Origin of the sequence: Kitasatospora sp. NPDC057500 (genome assembly GCF_042802195.1) — a bacterium.
Taxonomy (GTDB): domain Bacteria; phylum Actinomycetota; class Actinomycetes; order Streptomycetales; family Streptomycetaceae; genus Kitasatospora.
Window position 1 is genome coordinate 1 of the sequence record NZ_JBHVER010000136.1, and the last position, 22950, is coordinate 22950.

General features: G+C 74.5%; 18 protein-coding genes, 1 tRNA gene, 1 pseudogene and 1 riboswitch. Of the genes and pseudogenes, 6 read left to right on the forward strand and 14 right to left on the reverse strand.

Annotated elements, in window-relative coordinates:
• Positions 1-798, reverse strand: a 798-nt coding sequence (locus ACFU74_RS25255) for a DUF2510 domain-containing protein (protein ID WP_380760590.1), incomplete at its 3' end; no start/stop codon positions are given.
• 412 nt (positions 799-1210) lie between these two features.
• Between ACFU74_RS25255 and ACFU74_RS25260 the strand changes: the two genes are divergently transcribed.
• Positions 1211-1627 (forward strand): SsgA family sporulation/cell division regulator, encoded by a 417-nt coding sequence (locus ACFU74_RS25260; RefSeq protein ID WP_327677346.1) that lies wholly within the window; start codon positions 1211-1213, stop codon positions 1625-1627.
• Positions 1628-1731: 104 nt separating this feature from the next.
• On the opposite strand, the gene ACFU74_RS25265 is transcribed toward ACFU74_RS25260, so the two are convergent.
• From ACFU74_RS25265 to ACFU74_RS25280, 4 genes are all read right to left on the reverse strand, one after another.
• Positions 1732-3132 carry a glycosyltransferase 87 family protein gene (locus ACFU74_RS25265; RefSeq protein ID WP_380760593.1) on the reverse strand — a complete coding sequence of 467 codons (1401 nt, stop codon included), beginning with the start codon at positions 3130-3132 and terminating at the stop codon, positions 1732-1734.
• A 164-nt stretch (positions 3133-3296) separates the two neighbouring features.
• Positions 3297-4961: a cellulose binding domain-containing protein gene (locus tag ACFU74_RS25270; RefSeq protein WP_380760595.1), complete on the reverse strand. Its 1665-nt coding sequence runs from the start codon at positions 4959-4961 to the stop codon at positions 3297-3299.
• A 215-nt stretch (positions 4962-5176) separates the two neighbouring features.
• Positions 5177-6736, reverse strand: coding sequence for a sensor histidine kinase (locus tag ACFU74_RS25275; RefSeq protein WP_380760620.1), 1560 nt, complete (start codon positions 6734-6736; stop codon positions 5177-5179).
• Positions 6737-6795: 59 nt separating this feature from the next.
• Positions 6796-7521, reverse strand: a complete 726-nt coding sequence (locus ACFU74_RS25280) for a response regulator transcription factor (RefSeq protein WP_344324670.1) — start codon at positions 7519-7521, stop codon at positions 6796-6798.
• A gap of 154 nt (positions 7522-7675) precedes the next feature.
• On the opposite strand from ACFU74_RS25280, the gene ACFU74_RS25285 reads away from it, so the two are divergent.
• Entirely contained in the window at positions 7676-8227 is a 552-nt protein-coding gene (locus tag ACFU74_RS25285; protein ID WP_380760598.1) for a hypothetical protein, read from the forward strand.
• Between the two features lie 25 nt (positions 8228-8252).
• On the opposite strand, the pseudogene ACFU74_RS25290 reads toward ACFU74_RS25285, so the two are convergent.
• Positions 8253-8699: pseudogene (locus tag ACFU74_RS25290) on the reverse strand (VOC family protein); the annotation flags it as partial.
• A gap of 289 nt (positions 8700-8988) precedes the next feature.
• Here ACFU74_RS25290 and ACFU74_RS25295 point away from each other — a divergent pair.
• Positions 8989-9564, forward strand: coding sequence for an Lrp/AsnC family transcriptional regulator (locus ACFU74_RS25295; protein WP_380760600.1), 576 nt, complete (start codon positions 8989-8991; stop codon positions 9562-9564).
• Between the two features lie 20 nt (positions 9565-9584).
• Here the strand turns inward: ACFU74_RS25295 and ACFU74_RS25300 are convergent, their stop codons facing one another.
• From ACFU74_RS25300 to ACFU74_RS25310, 3 genes are all read right to left on the reverse strand, one after another.
• Complete coding sequence (locus ACFU74_RS25300) at positions 9585-10391, reverse strand: S16 family serine protease (protein WP_380760602.1); 807 nt, start codon at positions 10389-10391, stop codon at positions 9585-9587.
• A 91-nt stretch (positions 10392-10482) separates the two neighbouring features.
• A complete protein-coding gene (locus ACFU74_RS25305; RefSeq protein WP_350564128.1) occupies positions 10483-11133 on the reverse strand; it encodes a helix-turn-helix domain-containing protein in 651 nt (216 codons plus the stop codon).
• A gap of 508 nt (positions 11134-11641) precedes the next feature.
• Complete coding sequence (locus ACFU74_RS25310; protein ID WP_380760623.1) at positions 11642-13474, reverse strand: DEAD/DEAH box helicase; 1833 nt, start codon at positions 13472-13474, stop codon at positions 11642-11644.
• A gap of 329 nt (positions 13475-13803) precedes the next feature.
• Here ACFU74_RS25310 and ACFU74_RS25315 point away from each other — a divergent pair, with 329 nt between their 5' ends.
• Positions 13804-14235, forward strand: a complete 432-nt coding sequence (locus ACFU74_RS25315) for an SsgA family sporulation/cell division regulator (RefSeq protein ID WP_380760604.1) — start codon at positions 13804-13806, stop codon at positions 14233-14235.
• A gap of 63 nt (positions 14236-14298) precedes the next feature.
• On the opposite strand, the gene ACFU74_RS25320 is transcribed toward ACFU74_RS25315, so the two are convergent.
• The 3 genes from ACFU74_RS25320 to ACFU74_RS25330 are packed head-to-tail and all read right to left on the reverse strand — an operon-like array spanning position 14299 to position 18877.
• A complete protein-coding gene (locus ACFU74_RS25320; protein ID WP_380760607.1) occupies positions 14299-16908 on the reverse strand; it encodes a phosphatidylglycerol lysyltransferase domain-containing protein in 2610 nt (869 codons plus the stop codon).
• Complete coding sequence (locus ACFU74_RS25325) at positions 16905-18236, reverse strand: alpha/beta hydrolase (RefSeq protein ID WP_380760609.1); 1332 nt, start codon at positions 18234-18236, stop codon at positions 16905-16907. Before ACFU74_RS25325 ends, ACFU74_RS25320 begins: the two co-directional genes overlap by 4 nt.
• Entirely contained in the window at positions 18233-18877 is a 645-nt protein-coding gene (locus ACFU74_RS25330; protein WP_380760611.1) for a class F sortase, read from the reverse strand. The genes ACFU74_RS25325 and ACFU74_RS25330 overlap by 4 nt, the downstream gene beginning before the upstream one ends.
• Positions 18878-19303: 426 nt before the next feature.
• On the opposite strand from ACFU74_RS25330, the gene ACFU74_RS25335 reads away from it, so the two are divergent.
• On the forward strand, positions 19304-20548 hold the full coding sequence (locus ACFU74_RS25335; RefSeq protein ID WP_380760613.1) for a hypothetical protein: 1245 nt from the start codon (positions 19304-19306) through the stop codon (positions 20546-20548).
• Positions 20549-20593: 45 nt separating this feature from the next.
• On the opposite strand, the gene ACFU74_RS25340 is transcribed toward ACFU74_RS25335, so the two are convergent.
• Complete coding sequence (locus ACFU74_RS25340) at positions 20594-22033, reverse strand: MFS transporter (protein ID WP_380760615.1); 1440 nt, start codon at positions 22031-22033, stop codon at positions 20594-20596.
• Between the two features lie 83 nt (positions 22034-22116).
• Positions 22117-22431 (reverse strand): DMT family transporter, encoded by a 315-nt coding sequence (locus ACFU74_RS25345; RefSeq protein ID WP_380760618.1) that lies wholly within the window; start codon positions 22429-22431, stop codon positions 22117-22119.
• Positions 22432-22476: 45 nt separating this feature from the next.
• Positions 22477-22542: riboswitch (guanidine-III (ykkC-III) riboswitch) on the reverse strand.
• 257 nt (positions 22543-22799) lie between these two features.
• Here ACFU74_RS25345 and ACFU74_RS25350 point away from each other — a divergent pair.
• Positions 22800-22871 (forward strand) — tRNA-Cys (locus ACFU74_RS25350).
• Positions 22872-22950 lie beyond the last annotated feature (79 nt).

Below are 22950 nucleotides of genomic sequence, written 5' to 3' on the forward strand. Positions count from 1 at the left end.
GCGCCGGGCGACGGCGGGGGCGGGGGCGGGGGCGGGGGCGGGCTGGGCAGGCCGGGCGGACGCGCCGGGCGTGCCGGGCGGCGCCGGTTCGACGCCCGCCCCGCCCTCCGCCACGGCGGGCGGTTCGGGGGACAGCACCGGGGACGGGTCCGCCGGCTCCGGCGCGGGCGCCTCGACGGGCGGCTCCTCCACCGCCGCGGGCGGCACCCCCCAGGACACCCAGCGCGATGCGTCGCCCGCCTCCGCCGGCCCGCGCTGCGCCCGGGGATCCGCCCGCCACCCGGCCGGTTCCGGCTCCGACACCGGCTCCGCCCCCGACCCCGGGTCGAACACCGGCCCGGGCGCCGACGCGGGCGCGGGCTCCGGCTCAAGCACCCGTTCGAACGCCCGCCCCTCCCCCGCCGGCTCCGCCCCGGACGCCCGCTCCCCGCCACGGCGGAACACCGGCCCGTTCTCCGGCACCACGAAGGTGAACGACGCCCCGCCCCCGGTCTGGTCCAGGTACACCGGCCCGCTGTCCCCGCCGGACGACGGCCGCCTCGCGGGCTCCCCCGCGGGCTCGGCCGTCACCGGCGGCGGCACGTACCGCCCCGCCCCGGCCGCGCCGGGGCGGCGGGTCGCGTACCGGGGCGGTTCGAGCACCTCGCCCTCGGCCGGGGCGGGCCGGCTGGTGCCGGGCACCCAGGCCGAGCCGCCCCAGTAGCGGACGAACCCGGGGATGGAGGGGTCGGGGTAGTAGCCCGGCGCGGGGCCGGCGGCCGTGTCCGTGCTGCCGCCGGCGAGGGGCCGGTCCGTCATGGGGGCTCGCTTTCCTGGCAGGCCGATGCGGCGTGCCCGGCGAGGGGGTGTGCGCGACGGTGGCACGGGCGCCCCGGACGCGCCGCCGTCGGCGCGCGAGGAGGTGCCGCCGAGGGGGCGGACAGTCGCCGGGCAGTCACAAAGGGTAGTACCTCGGCGGGTGGGCGGAGCGAAGTTGGCCATTCACCGGACAGGCGGAGGCCGCCCACGGTAGGGAAGACGGCGCGTACGCCCGACCACGCGCCGGCCGTCCCGCGTTCACCACTCCCCACACCACCACCGACGGATCTCCGCGAAAGATTCGAGAAATCCGAGAAATCCCGGAAACCCGTGTAAGAGCGCTCCCGGGCCGCGCTCTCCAAAGGCACAGGGCCCGGAACCGGGCACGAACCGCAGGCAGAGAGGAACGATCATGGAGCGCCCGACGAGCGTGGTCGAGCACGAGCTGGAGCTCAACCTGGTGCTGTCCCCCGAGCACAGCGTCCCCGTGCCGGCCCGGCTGTCGTACGGCAGCCACGACCCCTACGCCGTGCACATCACCTTCCACCTGGACACCGGCTCGCCGGTGACCTGGGTGTTCGCCCGGGAGCTGCTGGTGGAGGGCACCTTCCGGCCGTGCGGCCAGGGTGACGTGCGGATCTGGCCGACCCGCTCCGGCCGGCGCAGCGTGCTCTGTCTGGCGCTGAGCTCGCCGGCCGGGGACGCGCTGCTGGAGGCGCCGCTGCCGGCGGTGGCCGCGTGGCTGGAGCGGGCGCACCGGCTGGTGCCGCCGGGCAGCGAGATGGCCGCGCTGGACATGGACGGCTCGCTGGCCGAGCTGCTCGCGTGAAGCGTGAGCGCCGTGCGCACCATGAGCAGCATGCGCACCGTGAGCACCATGAGCGGCTCGTGCAGCTCGCGCGGCACCCGGGCCGACGCCCCGCTCCCGCCGACTCAGCGGGCTGCGGGGGCCTGCTGACGCTCGCGCGCGGAGTCCGGCCGTCCGCCGCCCCGCTGGCCGGGCAGCGCCGCCGGCGGCGCACCGGCCGCCAGGCGCCGGGCGCGGACGCGTAGCGCGGCGGCCAGCAGGAAGCAGATGCCGACGATCGGGTAGACCGAGGTCGGGATCTGGCGGAGCGGCGACAGCTCCAGCACCAGCGCGCCCTGCGGCTTGGCGAGCCACATCGCGAAGGACAGGAAGGCGACCAGCGTGGCGGCGAAGGCGGCCCGCCAGCGGACCTTCCGGACGGCGGCCGGACGGGCCCGTTCGACCGCCGCCTCGCAGCCGAGCAGGACGAGCACCGGCACGCACCAGACCCAGTGGTGGGTCCAGCTGATCGGGGAGATCAGCACGGCGGTGACGGCGGTGCAGCAGACGCCCCAGGCCTCGGAGCGCGGCATCCAGCGCGCACTGCGGGCGGCCCGGGCGGCGACGCCGAGGCCGGCCACCGCGACGACGGCGGCGGCCAGCGTGGCGAGGGTGCCGGGTTCGGCGGTGTGCAGCAGCCGGGCGACGGCGCCGCTGAGCGCCTGGTTGTCGACGATCTCGGTCTTGCCGACCCGCGAGGAGTCGTAGAGGTACTTGGTCCAGAAGCCCCAGGTGGCGTCGGGCAGGACGAGCGCGCCGATCAGGAAGGTGCCGAGGAAGGTCGCGCCGGCCACGAACGCGGCCCGGACCCGGCCGGTGAGCAGCAGGTAGACCGCGAACAGGCCGGGGGTGAGCTTGATGCCGGCGGCGATGCCGATCGCGACGCCCTTGCTGCGGCGTCCGTCGGGCCGGGTGAGGTCCCAGAGGATGAGGCAGGCCAGCGCGAGGTTGATCTGCCCGTAGCGCAGCGTGGTGTAGACGGGTTCGAGCCAGACGCCGGCGCCGGTGACCAGGATCACGCCGATCGCCCGCAGGTCCCGGCGCGGCCAGCCGACCAGTTTGAACGACAGGTGGGTGAGCAGCGCGAGCAACCCGAGGTTGCAGAGCGTGATCGCGACCCGTAGGAACGGGATGGGGAACCAGGTCGTCGGCACGAACAGCATCGCGGCGAACGGCGGGTAGGTGGCCGGCAGGTTCCACTGCGTGACGCGCAGGGCGTAGAGGTCCTCGCCGTTGGCGACGGCGGCGCCCTCGGCCCGGTAGACGATCATGTCCACCATCGAGGTGTGCGCGAAGTGCCGCACCACCGCGTAGGCGAGCAGGGAGAGGAAAGCGACCGCGGAGACGGCCAGCAGCGGCCGGCGCGGGGCCTCGCGCAGGGCGCGCAGGGGTGCGCCGAGGGCGGTGCGCAGCCGGTCCGACAGGGGGGCGGGCGCCCGGTCCGGTGCGGTGGGCACCGCGCCGCGCTCGTCTTGCACCGCTGTCACTCTTCGCTCCGTCCGCCGGTCGGCCAACCAGCGACGATACCCGATGGCCCGCGGCCGGCCCGGATCGCTCCGGTGACGGACAGTGACCTTCGGCGGAAATTGGTGCCGGCCGGCCGTGCCCCGTTGCGGTCGGGGCACGGACGGCCGGAGTCGGTGGGGCGGGGTCAGCCGGCGTAGGCGCCGAGGGCCCGGGTGAAGTCCAGCGGCTGCTGGACGATCGAGCTGCAGCTGGCGTCGGCGTAGGGCTTGGCGCCGCCCTCGCAGGCCTTGTCGCGAGTGCCGGACCACATCGACAGCCAGGCCAGGTGCTTGCTCCTGGCGAAGTCGGCGAGCTGCTTGGCGTCGGCGACGGTGAAGACCTCGCTGGCGACGTCGTTGACGCCGATCATCGGGGTGACCGCGACCTTGCGCCAGGCGGCCGCGTCGTCGAGCCCGAGCACGCTCTTCACCTGGGCCTGGGTGGCGGTGGCCGCGGCGATGGCGTACTTGCCCATCTGGCCCTGCGGGTTGGGGGCGACACCGTCGCCGAAGTCCATCGCCATGACGTTGACCGCGCTGATCGCCACGCCGTTGTTCTTGGCGTCGGCGAGCAGGTTGACGCCGTCCTGGGTCAGGCCGGAGGGGAGCACCGGGAGGGTGTAGGAGACCTCCAGGGCCTTGCCCTTGGCGGCGGCGTTCTTCTGGAGCTGGACGATGGCCTGGGCGCGGCGGGTGTTGGCGGCGGCGTTGGCGATCGCGCCGCCCTCGACGTCGAAGTCGACCTTGGTGAGGCCGTAGGCGTCGACGGTCTTCTGGTAGACGGCGGCGAGGTCGGCGGCCGAGGTGCAGGCGAGGGCCAGCTCGCTGCCGTTGGCGCCGCCGAAGGAGACCCGCACGTCGCCGCCGATCGCGCGCAGGGCGCCGATCTGGGCGGCCACCGGGTCGGCGGCGAGGTCGCTCACGCCGCCCCACTTCGGGGTGCAGCCGCCGCCGGAGACGACGAAGGCCAGGTTGAAGTCCTTGACGCCGGTGGCCTTGGCGGTGGCGAGCAGGTCGTAGGACGGGTAGAGCGAGGTGTCGACGAACGGGGAGAAGCCGGCGCCGGCCGGGGCCGGGGCGCCGGTCGCGGTGGCGGTGGGCGCGGGGGTGGTGGGGACGGCCGTGGTGGTGGCCGTCGGGGCGGTGGCCGTCGGGGCGGGGGTCGTGGGCCGGACGGTCGCCGTGGCGGTCGGGCTCGGCGCGCCGGTGGTCGGCTTGCCGGTGGCGGTGGCGCTCGCCGTCGCGGTGGCCGTGGCGGACGGCGCGGCGGTGGCCGTCGCGGTGGCGGAGGCGGACGGGGCGGCCGTCGCGGTGGTGGTCGGCCGGCCGGACGGGGTGGGCACGGTGCCGTCCCCCGGCTTGCAGGAGGCCTTGTTGATCAGGCAGTTGCCCGGCTCGGCCTGCGCGGCGCCGGCGCCCTGGGCGACGAAGCCGACCACGATGCTCTTGCCCGGCTCCAGCCGCTTGCTCCACGCCTCCGGTCGGACGGTGATGTGCTGGCCCTCGGCCGTGAAGGTGGCGTTCCAGAGCGAGTCGATCTTCGCGCCGGCCGGAAGGTCGAAGGTGAGCGTCCAGTCCTCGATGGCGCTGCTGTCCGGGTTGGTGACCAGGTACTGGCCGGTGAAGCCGGAGTCCCAGCTGGAGGTGCGGCTGTAGACGGCGCCGAGCGAGGCGGCGCTGGCCGAGGAGGCGAGGACGACGACGCCCCCCGCGACCAGGGCTGCGGCGACCGCCGAGGCACCGATCAGCATGCCCTTGCGGCTGCGCCGACGGCGGCCGCCGGGGCGGCGGTGGGGCTGCTGGGTCGTCATGGGGGGCTTACCTCCGGAGCTGGCAGGTGTGCGGCCGGCGGGTGACCGACGCCGATGACGCTAACGGCGCCGAATGGCCGGAAACCGCCCCCTGAGCCAGGGGTAGAACTCCCTTACGGTGCGCTTAAGAAAATGGGGAACGCGCTCCGCCCCCGTGTCCACGGGGGCCCGACGAAGCGCCGAAACCTTTCACCATCAGCCGCCTGCGGCCCCGTTCAGCGCGGGAACAGCGGCCCGCGGCCGCGGCGTCTGCCGGTCCGCGCCGGGTCGGTGCCGTCCTGCCTGGTCCGCAGCCGCAGCCGGATCTCGGCACCGCCGAGCACGGCCGACGCGCCGAGCGCCAGATCGCCGCCGGTGGCCTCGGCGAGCTTGCGGACGATGTCGAGGCCGAGGCCGGTGGAGCCCTCGCCGCCGTGGCCCTCGCCGCGCTTCAGCGCGGCCTGCGGGTCGCTGAAGCCCGGGCCCGCGTCCCCGACCAGCACGATCACCGAGCTCTCGGTGGGCAGCACGTCCACCGAGAAGGCGGTGCCGACCGTGGTGTGCCGGAAGACGTTGCCGAGCAGTGCGTCCACCGCCGCGGCCAGGTCGCCGCGCTGCACCGGGACCGGCGTCTCGCGGTCGGCGCCGGCCAACTGCCAGGGCCGGCCCTCGTCCTCGGCCAGCGCGGACCAGAAGCCGACCCGCTCGCGGATCACCTCGGCGGCGTCGCAGCCGACGGTGACGGCCGGCGCGTCCTCGGGCGCCCGGCGGGCCGAGCGGATGATCTGGTCGACCTCGCGTTCCAGCTGCGACACCGCGTGCCGGGTCGCGTCGGCCGCGTCGCCCTCGCCGAGCGAGGCGACGTTGAGCCGCAGCACGGTCAGCGGGGTGCGCAGCCGGTGCGACAGGTCGGCGGCCAACTCCCGTTCAGCAGCCAGTAGTTGGACGACCCGGTCGGCCATCGCGTTGAACGCGTGGGCGGCCTCGTGCAGCTCCACGGGGCTGCCGGCGGCCTGCTTGCCGTCCACCGGCACCCGCACCGCGAGGTTGCCGGCGCCGAGCGAGCGGGCGGCGGAGGCGAGCCGGCGGGCCGAGGCGACGATCCGGGCGCCCATCCGGTCGGCGACCAGCACCGAGATGGCGACCAGTCCGAGCGCGACCCCGGAGAGCACCTGCCAGGCGGTGGCGACGCCCCGGGTGAGGTCGCCGTCGGCCACGAACACCTCGACCACGGCGGTCCGCACGGTGTCCACGGCGACCGGCTGGAGCAGCGCGTAGCCGCCCGGCACCTGCACGGTGAACGAGCGCCCCTGGCCGCCCGCGGTGGCCACGTCGGCGTCCAGCGCCCGGACCTCGCCGATGGTCGCCCCGGCGGCCGGACCGGAGGCCATGGCCGCGGGCGTGCCCGCCGCCGCCACCGTCCCCGGCACACCCTGCGCGCCGGAAGCACCCTGGACGCCCGGGACACCGACACCCGGGACCCCCGGAGCGTCCGGAGCGCCCACGGTCGCCCCGGTCCCGCCCGGTGCTGCGGCCACCCTGCCCGCAGCACCGGCCGGACCCGAGACGGTGCCGGACCCGACGGCGGACTCCGCCGGCGGCAGGTGCACCGCCATCCGCCCCTGCGCGCCCGCGTCCGTGGAGGCCACCGCCCGGGCGATGGCGTCCTGCTCGGTGGTGATGGCCAGCGCCGGGCCGAGCGCCGCGGCCTGCCGCTCGGCGGCCGTGAAGGCCCGGTCCCGGGCGGTCTGCTGGACCATCAGACCGAGCGGGATGAGGAAGGCCAGCGCGACCATGGTGGTCCCGGCGACGGCGGCCTTGATCAGGGCCCAGCGCAGCGAGTGCCGCAACCGCCTCATGTCCGGCGCTCCACGGGGACGGGCCCGGAGCCGGCGGACTGCCCGGACGCCTCCAGCCGGACCCCGACCCCGCGCACGGTGTGCAGGTAGCGCGGACTGGACGCGGTCTCGCCGAGCTTGCGGCGCAGCCAGGACAGGTGCACGTCGATGGTCTGGTCGCCGCCGTAGGTCTGCCGCCACACCTCGGCCAGGATCTCCTTGCGCGGCACCACCACGCCCGGCCGGGCCGCGAGGAAGGCCAGCAGGTCGAATTCACGGCGGGTCAGGTCCAGTGCGCGCCCGTCCAGCGAGGCCTCCCGGCGCTGGAGGTCGATCGCCAGCCCGCCGACCCTGAGCACCTGGCTGACCGGGGCCGCCCCGCCGCCGAGCCGGCGCAGCACGGCGGCCATCCGGGCACTGAGGTGCTCCCCGGAGAACGGCTTCACCAGGTAGTCGTCGGCCCCGTCGTTGAGCAGCCGGACGATCTCCGCCTCGTCGTCCCGGGCGGTGGAGATGATGACCGGGACGTTGGTCAGGCCACGGATCATCTTGAGCGCCTCGCTGCCGTCCAGATCCGGCAGGCCGAGGTCCAGGATCACCAGGTCGCAGCCGACCTGGGCGACCTCGCGCAGCGCCTCAAGTGCCGTGCCCACGCTGCGAACCGCGTGGCCGGTGTCTGTCAGGTGGCGGATGAGGGCGGATCGCACGAAGGGGTCGTCCTCGACCACGAGCACTGTTGCCATGGGGCTGCACGGTACGCCATCGGCCCCGATTGGTCTGTACCTCGGGTTGGTTCGCGCCGGTCTGTGCGGAGCTGGCAGGACTTGTGCAAGTTCCCTGCGGAAGTACCGGGGTGCCCGCCGCCGCGCACGGGAGATACGGCAGGATGTGCGCACGATGCGGAACGGACTGGTACAGCTCGGCGCCTGGGCGGCGGCCACCGGGGCGGCGGTGGCGCTGTCCTGGTTCGGCGTGCACGCCGTACTGACCGGCGCCGCGTTCGAGCAGCCCACCGCGCTGCCGCTGCCCTCGCCGGCCTCGGCCGAGGGCGCGAGACCCACGCCGACGCCCTCGGCGACCCAGCCTCAGGCGGCCGACCGCACCGGGCCCACCGCGACACCGTCCACCGGCCGGGCGTCGGCGACCCCGCCCAGGGCGACCGTCCCCGCGCCGACGTCGGCCGCCGCGCCGACGCCCTCCCGCCCGGCACCGGCCGCCAGCACCACGTCCACCGTGCACAGTTACCCCGTTCCGGGCGGCCGGGTCGCGCTGGACCTCCAGCCGGACCACGCCTCGCTGGTCACCGCCACCCCGGACCCGGGCTGGCAGATGCAGGTCTGGAACGGCCCGCAGTGGATCCGGGTCGACTTCACCAAGGACGACCAGGCCAACTCGGTGATCGTGTCCTGGAACGGGTACCCGCCGAGGGTCGACACCGTCGTCCGCTGACCGGGGGTCACCACCGCTCGAAGGGCACGTAGCCCGGCAGGTAGGGCCCGCGGTACCGGGAGCGGTCGACCAGGGTGTGTCTGGTCCCGCCGGGCACCCCGATCGCGGCGAGCACCACGGTGCCGTACGCGTCCCGCGCCTCGTAGGGCTCGGCGAGCGAGGCCGCGCCCCGGTCCACGGCGTAGTCGTACGCGTAACAGACGTCCGGCACCGCGACCGCGAGGTCGATCACCCCGTCGCCGTGCTCGGCCAGGTGCCCGGCCAGCTCCCGGCCGCGCGGGCCGATCACCTGGACGAGGGAGGTCAGCACGAACCTGGTCCCGGGCGCCCGCAGCACGTAGGAGACCGTCTCCGGCTCGCCGGTCTCCGGCCCGGCGTACGCGGTGCAGCGCATCCCGAGCGCGACCGCGTACCGGTGGGCCGCCCGCTCGGCGTCGGCGACCGCGAAGACCACCGCGTCGGCGCGGCCCATCGGGAGCAGGCCGGGTTCCTCCGGCCCCGGACCCGGGCCCCGGCCGGGGGCCGGGACGAGCAGCACGCGTTCGGCGGCGGTGTCGGTCATGTCAGCCCTCCCGGTCGGGGTGCGGGACCACGGCCCCGGCACGCCGGGGTGGCGACGGGCGCACGGGGTTGTGGCTGGAGGGTGGCGCCGGACCGACTTCCGCGCAACTGTTCCGTTTCCTCCTGGTCAAGCTGTGCTCCGGGGCGGGAGAATCGGGCGCACCGTTGTACAGAATGCCCACCGGAGGACGGAACCCTCGATGCCCCCCGCCCACTCCCCCAGCCCCCCGGCCGCCCCCGGATCGTCCAACTCGCCTGTCGGACAAGGACATTCCGGAGCGCCCGGCGGCCCCGCCGGGAGCACCAACGACGCGATCGACGTGCTGGACGGCCGACTGATCCGGCTGCTCGCCGAGGAGCCGCGGATCGGTGTGCTGGAGTGCTCGCGCCGGCTCCAGGTGGCGCGCGGCACGGTGCAGGCCCGGCTGGACCGGCTCCAGGCGCGGGGGGTGATCGGCGGCTTCGGCCCGGAGGTGGACCCGGCGGCGCTGGGCTACCCGGTGACGGCGTTCGCGACCCTGGAGATCTCCCAGGGCCAGGGCATGGACGTGCGCGCGCACCTGGCGGCGGTGCCGGAGGTGCTGGAGCTGCACACCATCACCGGGCGCGGCGACATGATGGTGCGGATCGTGGCCCGGTCGAACGCCGATCTGCAACGGGTGATCGACCGGGTAGTCGGCTTCGACGGGATCGTCCGGTCCTCGACCGCGATCGCGCTGGAGAACCCGGTGCCGTACCGGATCCTGCCGCTGGTCGACCAGGCGGCCGCCGAGTAGGCCCGGGCCGGCCCGGGCGCTCAGCAGGCGGGGACGGTCCCGCCGGTGCGCAGCGCCTCCAGCGCGGAGACCGACTCCGCCAGGGTGCCGACCGGTACCAGCCGCAGCCCGGCCGGTGTGTTCACCCTGGCGTCCGCGCACTCGTCCTTGGGCAGCAGGAAGACGGTCGCGCCGTCGCGGGCCGCCGCCTGGGTCTTCAGCGGCACGCCGCCGACCGGGCCGATCACGCCCCGGTCGTCGATGGTCCCGGTGCCGGCGACGGTCAGCCCGCCGGTGAGGTCGCCGCCCTTGCCGTCGCCGGCGAGCTTGTCGACGATGCCGAGCGCGAGCATCTGGCCGGCGCTGGGGCCGCCGATGTCGCCGAGGTCGATCTTCACCTTGACCTGGGCGGGCGACAGCTGGAGGTAGGAGAGCGCGGCCGCGGTGGCGGCGTCCTGGGACTCCGTCATCTGCTGGGCGGTGACCTCCTCGGCCTTGGCCGGGTCGCCCTGCGGGTAGACGGTGTCGGTGGGCCGCACGGCCTCGTCCGGGTCGAACCAGGCCTGGAGCGAGCGCCAGAGGCCGGTCCGCTCCCCCGGGTTGGTCGCCGAGATGGTCACCATCCGCAGCTGCCCCTGGGTGCTGCGGACCGGCGCGCCGGTGATGGTGAGCACCTGCCGGTCCTGGTAGCTGCCCAGGGTGTCCGCGGTCACGCCGGGGAAGGTCAGCGTGTACGGCAGCGGGACGAAGGCGGCCACGCCGAACAGTGCGGCTACCAGGACGCCGCAGAGCGCGAGGGCGCGGGCCCGGGGGGAGGTGAGGGCCGGGGATGGCTTGGTCTCGGACACAGAGGCATCCAAACACACCGGGCCGCCCGGCGGGCACGCGCACGGCCCCCGGACGGCCCACCCGGCGCGCCGGACGGCCGGCGCCGGACGGTCAGCGCAGCGCGTCGGCGACCTCGGTGGCGGCCTCGACCACCCGGGGGCCGACCCGCTCCGGGACCAGCCCGTTGAGCATCACCACGCCGACGCTGCCCTCGATGCCGCTCAACCCGAGCAGCGCCGCGGCCGCGCCGGACGCCCCCGACTGCTCCTCCGCCCGGGTGATGACGAAGCCCTGCTCAGGCCGGCGCTGGCTCGGGAACCCCCGGGCCTCCAGGATCGCCCGGCCGGCCGCGCTCTCCCCCAGCGGGTGGCGCAGCCCGGTCCGGTAGGCGACGTGGAAGTCGGTCCAGCTGGGTTCGACCACGGCCACCGCGAGCGCCTCGTTGCCGTCGACCAGGGTGAGGTGGGCGGTGGCGCCGAGGTCCTCGGCGAGGCTGCGCAGCGCGGGCAGCGCCGCCTCGCGCAGCAGCGGGTGGACCCGGTGGGCGAGCCGGAGCACGCCCAGGCCGACCCGGGCGCGGCCGCCGATGTCCCGGCGGACCAGCCCGTGCTGCTCCAGGGTGGCCAGCAGCCGGTAGACGACGGTCCGGTTGACGGCCAGCCGGGCCGCCAGCTCGGTCACGGTGAGCCCGCGTTCCGAGTCGGCGAGCAGCTTGAGGACCCGGACACCGCGGTCCAGGGTCTGGGAGGTCTCTGCAGTCACGACACGCATTTCCTTTCCGCGGCGGGTCGCGGATCGGCCGGCCGGCCGGTCCAGGACTCGGATGTCGCGCGCAGGTGGGTGGCCGCGCTCGGGCCGCGGAGAGTCGTCCTTGACGTCCTGGGGCCCTGCGGCGCCGTCTCGCGGGGGTCGCCCGACGGGAGAGCGTGTGGGAAAGGTAGTGAAGGAATTGCGACGGCGGAAGGGTTTGTCCAAAATTCGGGCAAGATCAAGTCAATCCACCCCGCCGAATCAGGACAAACCGTCATGGAACAGTCCGACCAGGCGCTCACAGGTTCGACCACAGTCCGAGTTCCGGACGGATCGGGCAACGCCGGACGGGATCCCGTCGGAACAGGTCGTGTCCGGACACGTCGTGCCGGAACAGGTTGCGCCCGACGGTCCAGGCGGCCGTGAGACCGACAGCACGGCCGTTCCGCGCCGACCGGGCGACGGTGGCCGCCGGCGCCGGCCGGCCAGGCCGTGCCGCAGCCGCCTCACCGGTGGATCGTTACTTCGCCCACTCCCTGATCCTGGCGATCCGCGCCTTCAGCTGATTGGCCGTCGCCTGCGCGGTCAGCGGGCCGCCGCACTGCCGGCGCAGCTCGTTGTGGATGGTCCCGTGCGGCTGGCTGGTGCGGTGGTGCCAGGCGGCCACCAGCGCGTTCAGCTCCTTGCGCAGCTCGCGCAGCTCCTGGTGCGTCACCACCGGCCGCTGCTCGGCCGGCAGCTCCAGCAGGTCGGCCTCCTCGGCCGGCTTGGTCCGGCTCCGCTGGATCTGCCGGTGCTGGCGCTTCTGCAGCAGCATCTGCACCTGGTCCGGCTCCAGCAGGCCCGGGATGCCGAGGTAGTCCTCCTCCTCCTCGCTGCCCGGGTGCGCCTGCATCCCGAACTCCATGGCGTTGTAGAGCACCCGGTCGAAGACCGCCTCGGAGCCCAGCGCCTCGTAGGAGAACTCCTCGCCGCCCGCGCCGTCCGGGCCGTCGTTGGCCCGCTCGGCCTCGGCGAGCAGCCGGTCCTCCTCGTCGAAGAGGCCGTCGCCCTCCTTCTTCGGCCGGTCCAGCACGTGGTCGCGCTGGAGCTCCATCTCGTTGGCGAAGCCCAGCAGCATCGGGATGGTCGGCAGGAAGACGGACGCGGTCTCGCCGCGCTTGCGGGCGCGCACGAAGCGCCCGACGGCCTGGGCGAAGAACAGCGGGGTGGAGATCGAGGTGGCGTACACGCCGACGCAGAGCCGGGGCACGTCGACGCCCTCGGACACCATGCGGACCGCGACCATCCAGCGCGAGGTCCCGGCCGCATAGTCGGAGATCCGCTTGGAGGCCTCGGTCTCGTCGGAGAGGACCAGGGTGACCTTCTCGCCGGTGATCTCGCGCAGCATCTTGGCGTAGGCGCGGGCCACCGTCTGGTCGGTGGCGATCACCAGGCCGCCGGCGTCCGGGATCGCCTTGCGGACCTCGCTGAGCCGGCGGTCGGCGGCCTGGAGCACGGACGGGATCCACTCGCCCTGCGGGGAGAGCGCGGTGCGCCAGGCCTGGGCGATGAGGTCCTTGGTCATCGGCTCGCCGAGCCGGGCCTCCAGCTCGTCGCCGGACTTGGTGCGCCAGCGCATGTTGCCGCTGTAGGAGAGGAAGATCACCGGGCGGACGACGTGGTCGGCGAGCGCGTGCCCGTAGCCGTAGGTGTAGTCGGCGACCGACTTGCGGATGCCGTCGCCGCCCGCCTCGTACTGGACGAACGGGATCGGGTTGGTGTCCGAGCGGAACGGCGTACCGGTCAGCGCGAGCCGGCGGGTGGCCGGCTCGAAGGCCTCGAAGCAGGCCTCGCCCCAGGACTTCGAGTCACCGGCGTGGTGGATCTCGTCCATGATGACCAGCGTCTTGCGGGCCTCGGTCCGGTTGCGGTGCAGCATCGGGTTCACGCCGACGCCCGCGTAGGTGACCACGACGCCGTGGTAGTCGCGGGAGAGCGGCCCGGAGGAGTACGCCGGGTCCAGCCTGATGCCTATCCGGGCGGCGGCCTCGGCCCACTGCTTCTTCAGGTGCTCGGTCGGCGCGACCACGGTGACCTGCTGCACCAGGTGGTTGTGGAGCAGGTAGGAGGCCAGGGTCAGCGCGAAGGTGGTCTTACCGGCGCCCGGGGTCGCGACGGCGAGGAAGTCGCGCGGCTGGTTCTCGATGTACTTGTCCAGCGCCCCCTGCTGCCAGGCCCGGAGCTTTCCCGCGGTGCCCCAGGGGGCGCGGCCGGGGAAGGCCGGGGACAGGTGGTGCGAGGAGGTCGGCGCGCCATGGCCGACGGCCCGGACGGGCGCGTGCGGCTCCTGGGCGTCGGAGAAGAGCGGCATCGAGGCGGCGGCAGTACTCACGGTCTCCGAGGGGGGATCATCGCAGGTCAGAGGCGTTCTGGCAGCCTCGCCCCACGGTCGGACGGCGTTCGGACAACCCGCCCAGCGTACCGGGCCCGGGGCCGTTCGGGCGGCCGCGGCGGGGCCGGGCGGGGCGTGCGTCCGGCCCGCGGGCGGCCGGGGCGGCCGGAAATCGATGTGACGTGGATCACGTCGGAAAGTTGCGAAAACGCGGTAAGCGGAACCCCCTCCACCGCCTCTCTTCCGGGTGAGGCCGCCCCAACCCCCACAGCCGCCACCGGCCTCGCACCCCAGAGAAGGGAACCGCCGTGCACGCCACCGCCGAAGAGACCGTCCAGGCCCGCCTGATCCTCTCCGCCCACCGTTCCGTCCGGCTGCGGGTCACCCTGGCCTACCTCCCGGAGGACCCGCTGGCCGTCCGGATGGCCTTCCCCGCCGAGTTCTCGCTGGACGACCCGGGCGACGGGTGTCCGGAGTCGGACGACATCGTCTGGGTCTTCGCCCGCCGGCTGCTCTCCGCCGGCCTGGAGGTGCCCTCCGGCATCGGCGACGTCCACGTCCGCCCCGCGCTCGGCCGCCGCACCATGGTCGAGCTGCGCGCGCCCGAGGGCACCGCCCTGGTCCAGTTCGACACCGCCGACCTGCGGCGCTTCCTGTGGCGCAGCCGCCTGCTCGTCCCCGAGGGCGAGGAGCACCTGCACCTGGACGCCGACCGCGCCCTCGCCCAGTTGCTCGGCTGAGCGGCCCGGCGCGCAGGTCGGCGGCCGCCCGGGACCGGGGCCCGGACGGCCGTTGACCGCCTCCTACGCCGAGAGCTTCCGCATCAGCCGCACGCCCTGTGCCGGCGTGAGGTGCGGCAGGTACGCCTTGCCGATCGCCCTGGTGATGCTGGGCAGCGCGGCCGGGTCCGGGTAGGCCATGTACATCGGCCGGTACTCCGGCTGGAACTTCGCCTTGAACGCGAGCAGGGAGCGGAAGCCGTACACCGGCTCCAGCGCCCGGCCCAGCCAGTCGAGGGTCTTCTGCAGCCCGGCCGGCGGCTCCTGTTCCGAGCGGGCCAGCGGGGCGCCGGAGAGCGAGAGGAAGCGCGCGCCCTCCTGCTTGAAGCCGAGCGCCGCGGAGGCGATCAGGAACTCGGTGACGCCGCGGAAGCCGTCCGAGCGCCGGCGCATGAAGTCCAGCGTCCAGCCGACCGGCTCGCCGTTCTCGTAGACCGGCATCCAGCTGGTCAGCCCGTGCACGACGCGCTCCCCGTCGACGGCGATCAGCAGCCGCACCGCCGGGTCGTCCAGCTCCTCCAGGCCGCCGAGGGTGAAGCCCATCTCGGGCAGCCCCTTCTCCGAGACCCACTCCTCGGAGATGGCGCGGATCTGCTCCTTCAGCGCGAGCGGCACCTCGGGGTAGGACCACCACTCGGCGGTGATGCCCTGCTTTCCGGCCTTGTTGAGCGCGGTGCGGATGTCCTGCCACTTGCGCCCGGTGAAGGCGAGGCCCGGCAGCGCGACCACGGTGTCCTCGGCGACCTGGAGCGAGCGCCAGCCGAGCTGTCCGGCGGCGGCCCGGGTCTCCGGGGTGACGCTGTAGAAGCACGGCGTCCAGCCGCGCGCGTCGCAGTACCGGGCGAACCCGGCGACCGCGCGGGCACGCGCCTCCGGGTCGCCGAACGGGTCGCCGGTGGTCAGCGCCACGGTGTTCAGCACCCGGTACGCGACGGCCGCCCGGCCGTCCTCGTCGAACCAGTAGTGGTTGCCGTCCCAGGTCGTGAGGAAGGAGAGCGTCCCGCCGCCGTGCTCGGTGAGCAGGGTGCGGGCCCGCTCGGCGTCCTCGGCGTCGGCGTGCACCACCGGCCGGCGGAAGACCAGCAGCAGCGCGCCCAGCGCGACCGCCCAGAAGGCCGGCCCGCAGTAGGTCTCCAGGACGCGGGCGAACGGCCCGACCGCGATCGGGTAGTCGGGCAGCAGGTCGTTGTAGGCGGGCGGCAGGAACTGGGCCGGCAGCCCGGCGACCAGCCCGCCGAAGGTCGCGCCCGGCTCGAACTGCGCGGCGGCCAGCACGCCCAGCCCGGTGTACGCGGCGCTCGCGACGGCCAGCGCGCCGCCGAGCCGGGCGGCCAGCCGGACCAGCACCGCGCGCGGCAGCATCAGCGGGAAGCGCTTGCGGGTGGCCAGCAGCAGGCCGAGGGTGAGCAGCGGCAGCAGCAGCGCCTCGACGAAGTACTGGACGACGCCGCCCGAGCCGGTGCCGGTCCCGGTGAACAGCCGGACCAGCATCGCGGTCCAGAGCAGTTCGGTGGCGACGGTGATCCACCAGGCGAGCCGCAGGCCTCGGCGCAGCCCCTCGGCCAGCACCAGCAGCAGCGCCGGGAAGAGCGTGGCCATCAGCCGGGCGGGGGTGTCGAAGATCCGCTCGACGGCGTGCGCGCGGGCGCAGTCGTGGGCCGAGAGCGCGCAGAAGTCGGCGACCTCCTCCGGGCTGAGCCGGTGCGAGAGGTAGATCTCCGAGAAGGTGTTGAGCGGGCCGGCCGCGTTGTCGTACAACGAGGCGATCAGCGGGCCGAGCGCGGCGGCGACCAGGCAGAGCGCCACCAGCACCCGGGTCTCGGTGTGCGAGGAGCGGTGCGAGCGCAGGTGCGGACGGCCGCGGGTGAGCAGCGCGCCGGCGGCCAGGCCGATCAGGGCGCCGGCGAAGCGCTGGACGCTCTGCAGGTGCCCCACGTACAGCGTCATCACCAGCGGCACCAGCACCACCAGCAGGTGCAGCCGGTGGCGCCACAGCACGGTGAGCCGGTAGCCGATCACGCCGGCCAGCGCGTACAGGCCGACGCCGGGTCCGACCGCGGTCTGGCCGACGACGGAGGCGGTCCACTGCTCGCCGGACGCGGCGCCCGCCGCGACCACGCCGGTGCCGGCCAGGGTGCCGGCCAGTTGTCCGCCGACCACCACCCCGAGGGTCCGCAGCGGGCCGAGCCGGCGCTCGGCGGCCGGGGCGACCAGGAGCAGCAGCAGGCTGGTGAAGAGGTAGGCGCCGGTGCCGGAGCACCAGAACAGCGAGGTGAACGGCGTCCACCAGCGGCCCTCGCCGAGGGTCGGGACGCCGACGCCGACCTGGTCCAGCAGGGCGTCGGCGGGGCCGCGGTCGAGGCTGCCGGTGGCGGCGCCGACGGTCCACAGGCCGAGCAGCAGCACCAGGGTGAGCGGGGCCTCGCCGAGCCGGGCGGCCGCCAGGCCGGCGGCGGCGCGGGCGAGGCGCTGCGGGGAGCGCGGCCCGGGCAGGCCGGGTCCGGAACCGCGACCGGCGCCGGACGCGGATCCGCCGCGGGGCTGCTCGGGGACCCGCGGGCACGGCTGTTCGCCGTCCTGCCGCGTGCGGTCGCCCGTCAGGGCCCGGGCGGGCGCGGCGCCGAGCCGGATCACCGGGTCATCCCGGTCTGCCGGCCGAGCCAGGGCAGGTTGCGGTCGAGCGCCTCGCGGAAGACCGCCCAGCTGTGGCCGCCGGGGATCGGTTGGAACTCCACCTTCATCCCTGCCTTCTGCGCGGCCGCGAACATCGTCTCCTGCTGCGGCCGGAAGTCGCCGTCACCGGCGCCGACCGCGAAGACGCCGGCGGTCTCCGGGTACTGGCGGGTGGCCATCAGGTTCGCCGGGTCGACGGCCTCGAAGGCCTTCTCGTCGCCGCCGAAGGCCTTCTCGACGGTCTCGCCGTGGCTGCCCAGGGTGGGCTCGTCCTGGCCGGAGATGTCGATGAACGAGCCGTAGACCTGCGGCGCGTTGACGGCCAGCTGGAGCGCGCAGGTGCCGCCGAGCGAGGCGCCGCCGATGGCCAGGGCGGTGCGGCCGGTGGCGGTCTGGAGGTGGCTGCGGATCCAGTCCGGGACGTCCTCGGCGAGGTAGGTCTGGGCCCGGGCGACCTTGGAGTCCATGCAGAGGCTGTTGCCCCACATGGTGGCGAGCTGGTCGACCATCACCACGATCGGGGCGAGGCCCTGGTGGTCGGCGGCGTAGGCGTCCAGCCGCTCCTGCATGCCGCCGGAGTTGACCCAGTCGGAGGGGTTGCCGGGCTGGCCGGCCATCAGCACCAGGACCGGGAGCAGCGGCCGGGGGCTGGCCTGGTAGGCGGGGGGCAGGTAGACGTAGGCGTCGCGGGCGTCGAAGCCGGACTTGGTCCCGGGGATCGGGGCGGTCGAGACGGTGCCCTGCGCCGGCAGGCCGGCCGGGGCCCGCCAGACCTCCTCCAGCACCTGGCCGGCCGGCGCGGTCACCACCTCGGGCGCCTTGCCGGTGGTCAGCGCCTGGGTCCTCGGCGCCAGCATGACGCGGGCCGTCGGGTACTGGTCGAAGCCGCGGTTGACCTGCGAGGCCGCCATCAGCACCACCAGGACGGCGCCGCCGGCCGCCAGGAACCGCTGCCGGCCGGGCAGCAGCGGGGCCCGGAAGCCGGCCAGGGACAGGGCGAGGACGGCGAGCGCGACCCAGCCGAGCACGTAGTCGGGGGTGCCCTCGGGGAAGGGGTGCCACCACCCGTCCACGACGGCCTTGATCGCGCCGGTGGCGGCGACGGCGAGCAGCGCGGCCCCGATCGGGCGCAGGCCGAGCCAGCGCCGGTCGCGGGAGAGGACGAGCAGCGCGAGCGCGGCCCAGCCGGCGGCGAGCACGGCGTACGGGACCGGGCCGCGGGTGAGCGGCCAGTCGAGCGGGTTCCAGCGGACGGCGAGCGCGGTGGTGGTGACGGCGAGGGAGGTCATACGGGTTTCCCCGGGCGGGTGGTGTCGGCGAGGAAGCCGTAGGCGACGACGTTGCCGTCGTAGCCGCGCTCCTCGCTGTAGCCGCCGCCGCAGGTGATCACCCGCAGTTGGGCGTCGGCGGCCTGGCGGTACACCCGGTCGTCCGGGAAGTCCTTTCGGTCGTGCACTTCGATGGCGTAGAGCTGGTAGACGGCGGTGCGGCCGTCCTCGCGGAGGATCTCGACCCGGTCCCCGCGGTGCAGGGCGCCCAGGTGGTAGAAGACGGCGGGCCCGCTGCTGTTGTCGACGTGTCCGGCGATGATCGCGGTGCCGCGCTGGCCGGGGGCGGCGCCGTCCCGGTACCAGCCGGCGAGGTTGCGGTCCTCCTGCGGCGGTGCCTGGAGGTGGCCGTCCCGGTCGAGGCCGAGGCCGGTGACCGGGGCGTCGAGCCGGACGGCGGGGATGCGGATCCGGGTCGGCCGGGAGGGGCCGAGCGGCGGCACCACCGAGACCGGGGCGAAGCCGGTGAGGGCCTGTCCGACGCCGGGCGCAGGGGGGAGCGCGCCGGTCTGACCGTCGTGCAGCAGCCATGCGCCGAGCACGAGCGCGGCACCGGCCGCCAGGGTGCCCGGCCACGGGCTCCTGCTCTGCTGGGCGCCCACGGCGCTCCCCTCTGCTGACGTCGGACCGGCCACCGGTTCCTGGGAGATTCCTGGGAACCATGTAACCGGATCGGACCCTATGACACCTTCATACGTTGGTCGTACTCACTCCCCCCGATCGGCAGGGCCCTTGGGGCAAGGCATTGCCCGAAGGGGTGAGACGTCACCGCCACGACACCCCGGCTACCCGGCGGCTCCCAGGAAGGGCGACGATCTCTTCATCGGACACTCAGGAAAGCCGTCCCGGTTGCATCCTTCGGGCGATGAGTTCCGACCGCCCGTGGTGAAGCACTGACCGATCTCGATCGCGTGCCATGCTGACCCCGTTCACAGGCCTATCACCGCACTTGTCCGACCGGGCCCCGCCCGGTCGCGCGCCGTGCCTGCCGCGCCCCGCCCCGCGCACGCCTCACGAACGGAGTGACCATGGACGCCCTCTCCCGTCGCACCCTGCTGGCCGCGGGTGCCGCCGGCGCCGCCGCCCTCGCCGCGGGCTGCGGGGCCCGGACCGACCCGGGCCGCGGGCAGACGGCCGCTCCGGCCCCGGCACCGGCCACCCCGGCCGAGGACGACGCGGCGGCGCCGACCGAGGCGGCCAGGCCCCCGGTCACCCTGATCGGCGACGGCTCCACCTCGGACACCGGTCCGCAGCCGGGCCGGCCCGTCGCCGAGGTGCTCCAGCCCGGTCGGCGCCCGCCGCAGTTCGTGGTCTTCTCCTGGGACGGCGCCGGCGAACTCGACAACGGCCTGTTCGAGCGCTTCCGCCGGCTCGCCCGGGAGCACAACGCCTCGATGACCTTCTTCCTCAGCGGCCTCTACCTGCTGCCGGAGTCCCGCAAGGACCTCTACCGCCCGCCGCAGCACAAGGTCGGCGCCTCCGACATCGGCTACCTGACCGACCAGCACATCCACGACACGCTGGAGAACCTGCACGCCGCCTGGACCGAGGGGCACGAGATCGGCACCCACTTCAACGGCCACTTCTGCGGCGCCACCGGCGTCGGCAGGTGGTCGCCGGAGGAGTGGGACAGCGAGATCCAGCAGGCGATGGACTTCGTGATGAACTGGCGCACCAACACCGGCTTCACCGACCTGCCGGCGCTGCCCTTCGACTACCGCAAGGAGCTGATCGGCAGCCGCACCCCCTGCCTGGAGGGCCAGCGCAACCTGCTGCCGACCGCCGTCAAGCGCGGCTGGCGCTACGACAGCAGCGGCAACGGCACGCAGATCTGGCCGCAGAAGATCCAGGGCGGCGCGCTCTGGGACCTCCCGCTGCAGTCCATCCCGTTCCCCGGGCACACCTTCCAGGTGCTGTCGATGGACTACAACATCATGTTCAACCAGTGCGGCAGCAACACCAAGGCCGACCCGGCGCTCCACGCCGGCTTCCAGACCCAGGCCAGGGACGCCTACCTGATGGGCTTCGAACGCGCCTACACCACCAACCGCGCCCCGTTCATCATCGGCAACCACTTCGAGGAGTGGAACGGCGGCATCTACATGAACGCCGTCGAGGAGGTCATCAGGACGATCGCCGGCCGGCCCGAGGTCCGGCTGGTCTCCTTCCGGCAGCTGGTCGACTGGCTGGACGCCCAGGACCCGGCGGTGCTGCGCAAGCTCCAGACCCTCGGCCCCGGCCAGGCCCCGGCCGGCGGATGGGAGTCCTTCTGACGCTCGCCCGCCCGCCTCCGGGGCGGGGCCGCCGGCCGGGAGAACTCAGGCGGTCTTCCGGACCCGCCCCGAGACCAGCGCGCCGAGCAGCGCGACGCCGGTCATGGTCAGGAAGATCACCGCGAAGGCGCCGGCCGATCCGGTGCCCGCGGCGCCGTCGTGGGCGGTCGCCACCGAGCCGCCGCCGAGCGCCGCGAACAGCACCCCCGCCAGGCCCACCAGCAGCACGTTGCCCAGCGCGTCGCTCATCTGGAGCGAGGCCGAGTTGGCCCCGGCGTCCTCCGGCGTCGACAGCTTCATCATCAGCACGCTGACGCTGGCGATCGCCAGGCCCATGCCGATGCCGCCGAAACCCCAGGCCACCGCCGCCACCCAGGTCGGCACCGCGGGGACGAGCACCAGCGCCGCGCCCGCGATGGCCACCGCGGTCAGCACGAAGCCGCCGCGGATCATCACCTCGCGGTACCGCTCGGCACCCGGCCGGCCCTGGATCCAGGAGCCGAGCGCCCAGGACAGGCCGCCGCTGGTCAGGGTGAGGCCGGCCAGCGTCGGCGACAGGCCGCGCTCGGTCACCATCATCAGCGGGATGAACGCCTCGGCCGCGAAGAAGGCCCCCGCCGCGAGGCCGCGCAGCAGGATCACCGTCGGCAGCCCGCGCGCTGCCCGCAGCGTCCCGGCCGGCAGCAGCCCGAGCACCGCCGGGACCAGCAGCGCCGCCCCGGCGACGGCCGGCAGCAGACCGGGCAGGTCCAGCCGCTGGCCCGCGTACTGCAGCAGGCCGGCGCCGAGCGCGGCCATCGCGGCCAGCCCGGTGCGGCGGCGGTCGAAGGCGGCGCCCCTGAGCACCGGCTGCTCCTTCTCCGAGCGGCGCAGCGCGGGGCCCATCACGGCCAGCGGCAGCAGGATCAGCGCCGGGACGGCGAGGAAGACCCAGCGCCAGCCCAGGTGCTGGGTGACCGCCCCGGAGACCACCGGGCCGATGATCGAGGGCAGCACCCAGGCCGAGGAGAAGGCGGCGAACACCGAGGGCCGCAACCGCTCGGGGTAGGCCCGGCCGACCACCACGTAGAGCGCGACGATCACCAGCCCGCCACCGAGGCCCTGGATCGCCCGGCCGCCGACGAAGATCCACATCCCGGGCGCCGCGCCGGCCACCAGCAGGCCCGCGCCGAACACCGCGATGCCGGTGAACAGCGGTTGCAGCGGACCGCTCCGGTCGCACCACTGGCCGGAGACGACCAGCGCGAACAGCGTGGTGGTGAAGTAGCCGGAGAAGGCGAAGGCGTACAGCCCGAGCCCGTCCAGCTCGCGGGCGGCCACCGGCATCGCCGTGTTGACGGCCGTCGCCTCGAAGGCGATCACCAGGACCACCGAGACGATCCCCAGGGTCAGGGCCCGGAAGCGGTCGCCCAGCACCCCGCCGCCGGGGTCGGTCGGTATCGGAACGGGGGCGGTGTCGGCCGAGGCGGCGGAGGCTGTGGTCATACGTATGATCGTAAGGCGCGTCCGGGCCGATCGCCCCTGACCCTGGTCGCTTCCCTCCTCCGCCCCCGGTCCTAGGACCGGGGTCAGTGCAGCACCTTGAGGCCCACCACGCCGGAGACGATCAGCAGCAGGCAGCCGATCCGGGCCGCGGTCACCGCGTCCCCCAGTACCGCCATGCCGTAGAGCGCGGTGCCCACCGCGCCGATGCCCACCCACACCGCGTAGCCGGTGCCGATCGGGATCGAGCGCATCGCGTACGCCAGGCCGCCCATCGAGAACGCCAGCGCCACGCCGAACACCACGGTCGGGACGAGGCGGGAGAAGCCCTTGGACGCCTCCAGGGCGACCGCCCACACGGTCTCCAGGACGCCGGAGAGAATCAGAACGAGCCAGGCCATGACGGTCGTACCTCCGCAGTCGGCAGCGGCCGGGTTGCCGCTGTCACTGCGCCGTCTTGTCGTCACCGGGTACGACGCGCTCGTCCGGGGCGGCCGTCGGGGGCCACCTGCCTCCGACCGTAGCACACCCCTCCGGAAACCCCGCCACACAGAATTTACAAAAGGATATTGACGTTCCGCCCGGCATTCCGACAGACTGAATTCACCAACACGGCGAACGACGACAGGAGTCGGACATGGACAGGAAGACGGCGGCCCGCGCGCCCCGCACCTGCGCCCCCGCTCCCCTGTGTTGTCGCGCCTGTCGCTGCTGCCGCTGCGCCTGAGGCGCCCCCGCAGTCCAGCCCGTCATCGGCTCCACCCCCCACGGCCGTGTGCCCGAGTGGTTCAGGGAACCGCCTGCAAAGCGGTGTACACGGGTTCGAATCCCGTCATGGCCTCCCCGAGAAAGCGAATTGCCGGTCGGCGCGAAAAGCGCCGCCCGGCAATTCGTCATGCATTTTCCGGGGAATTCTGCGG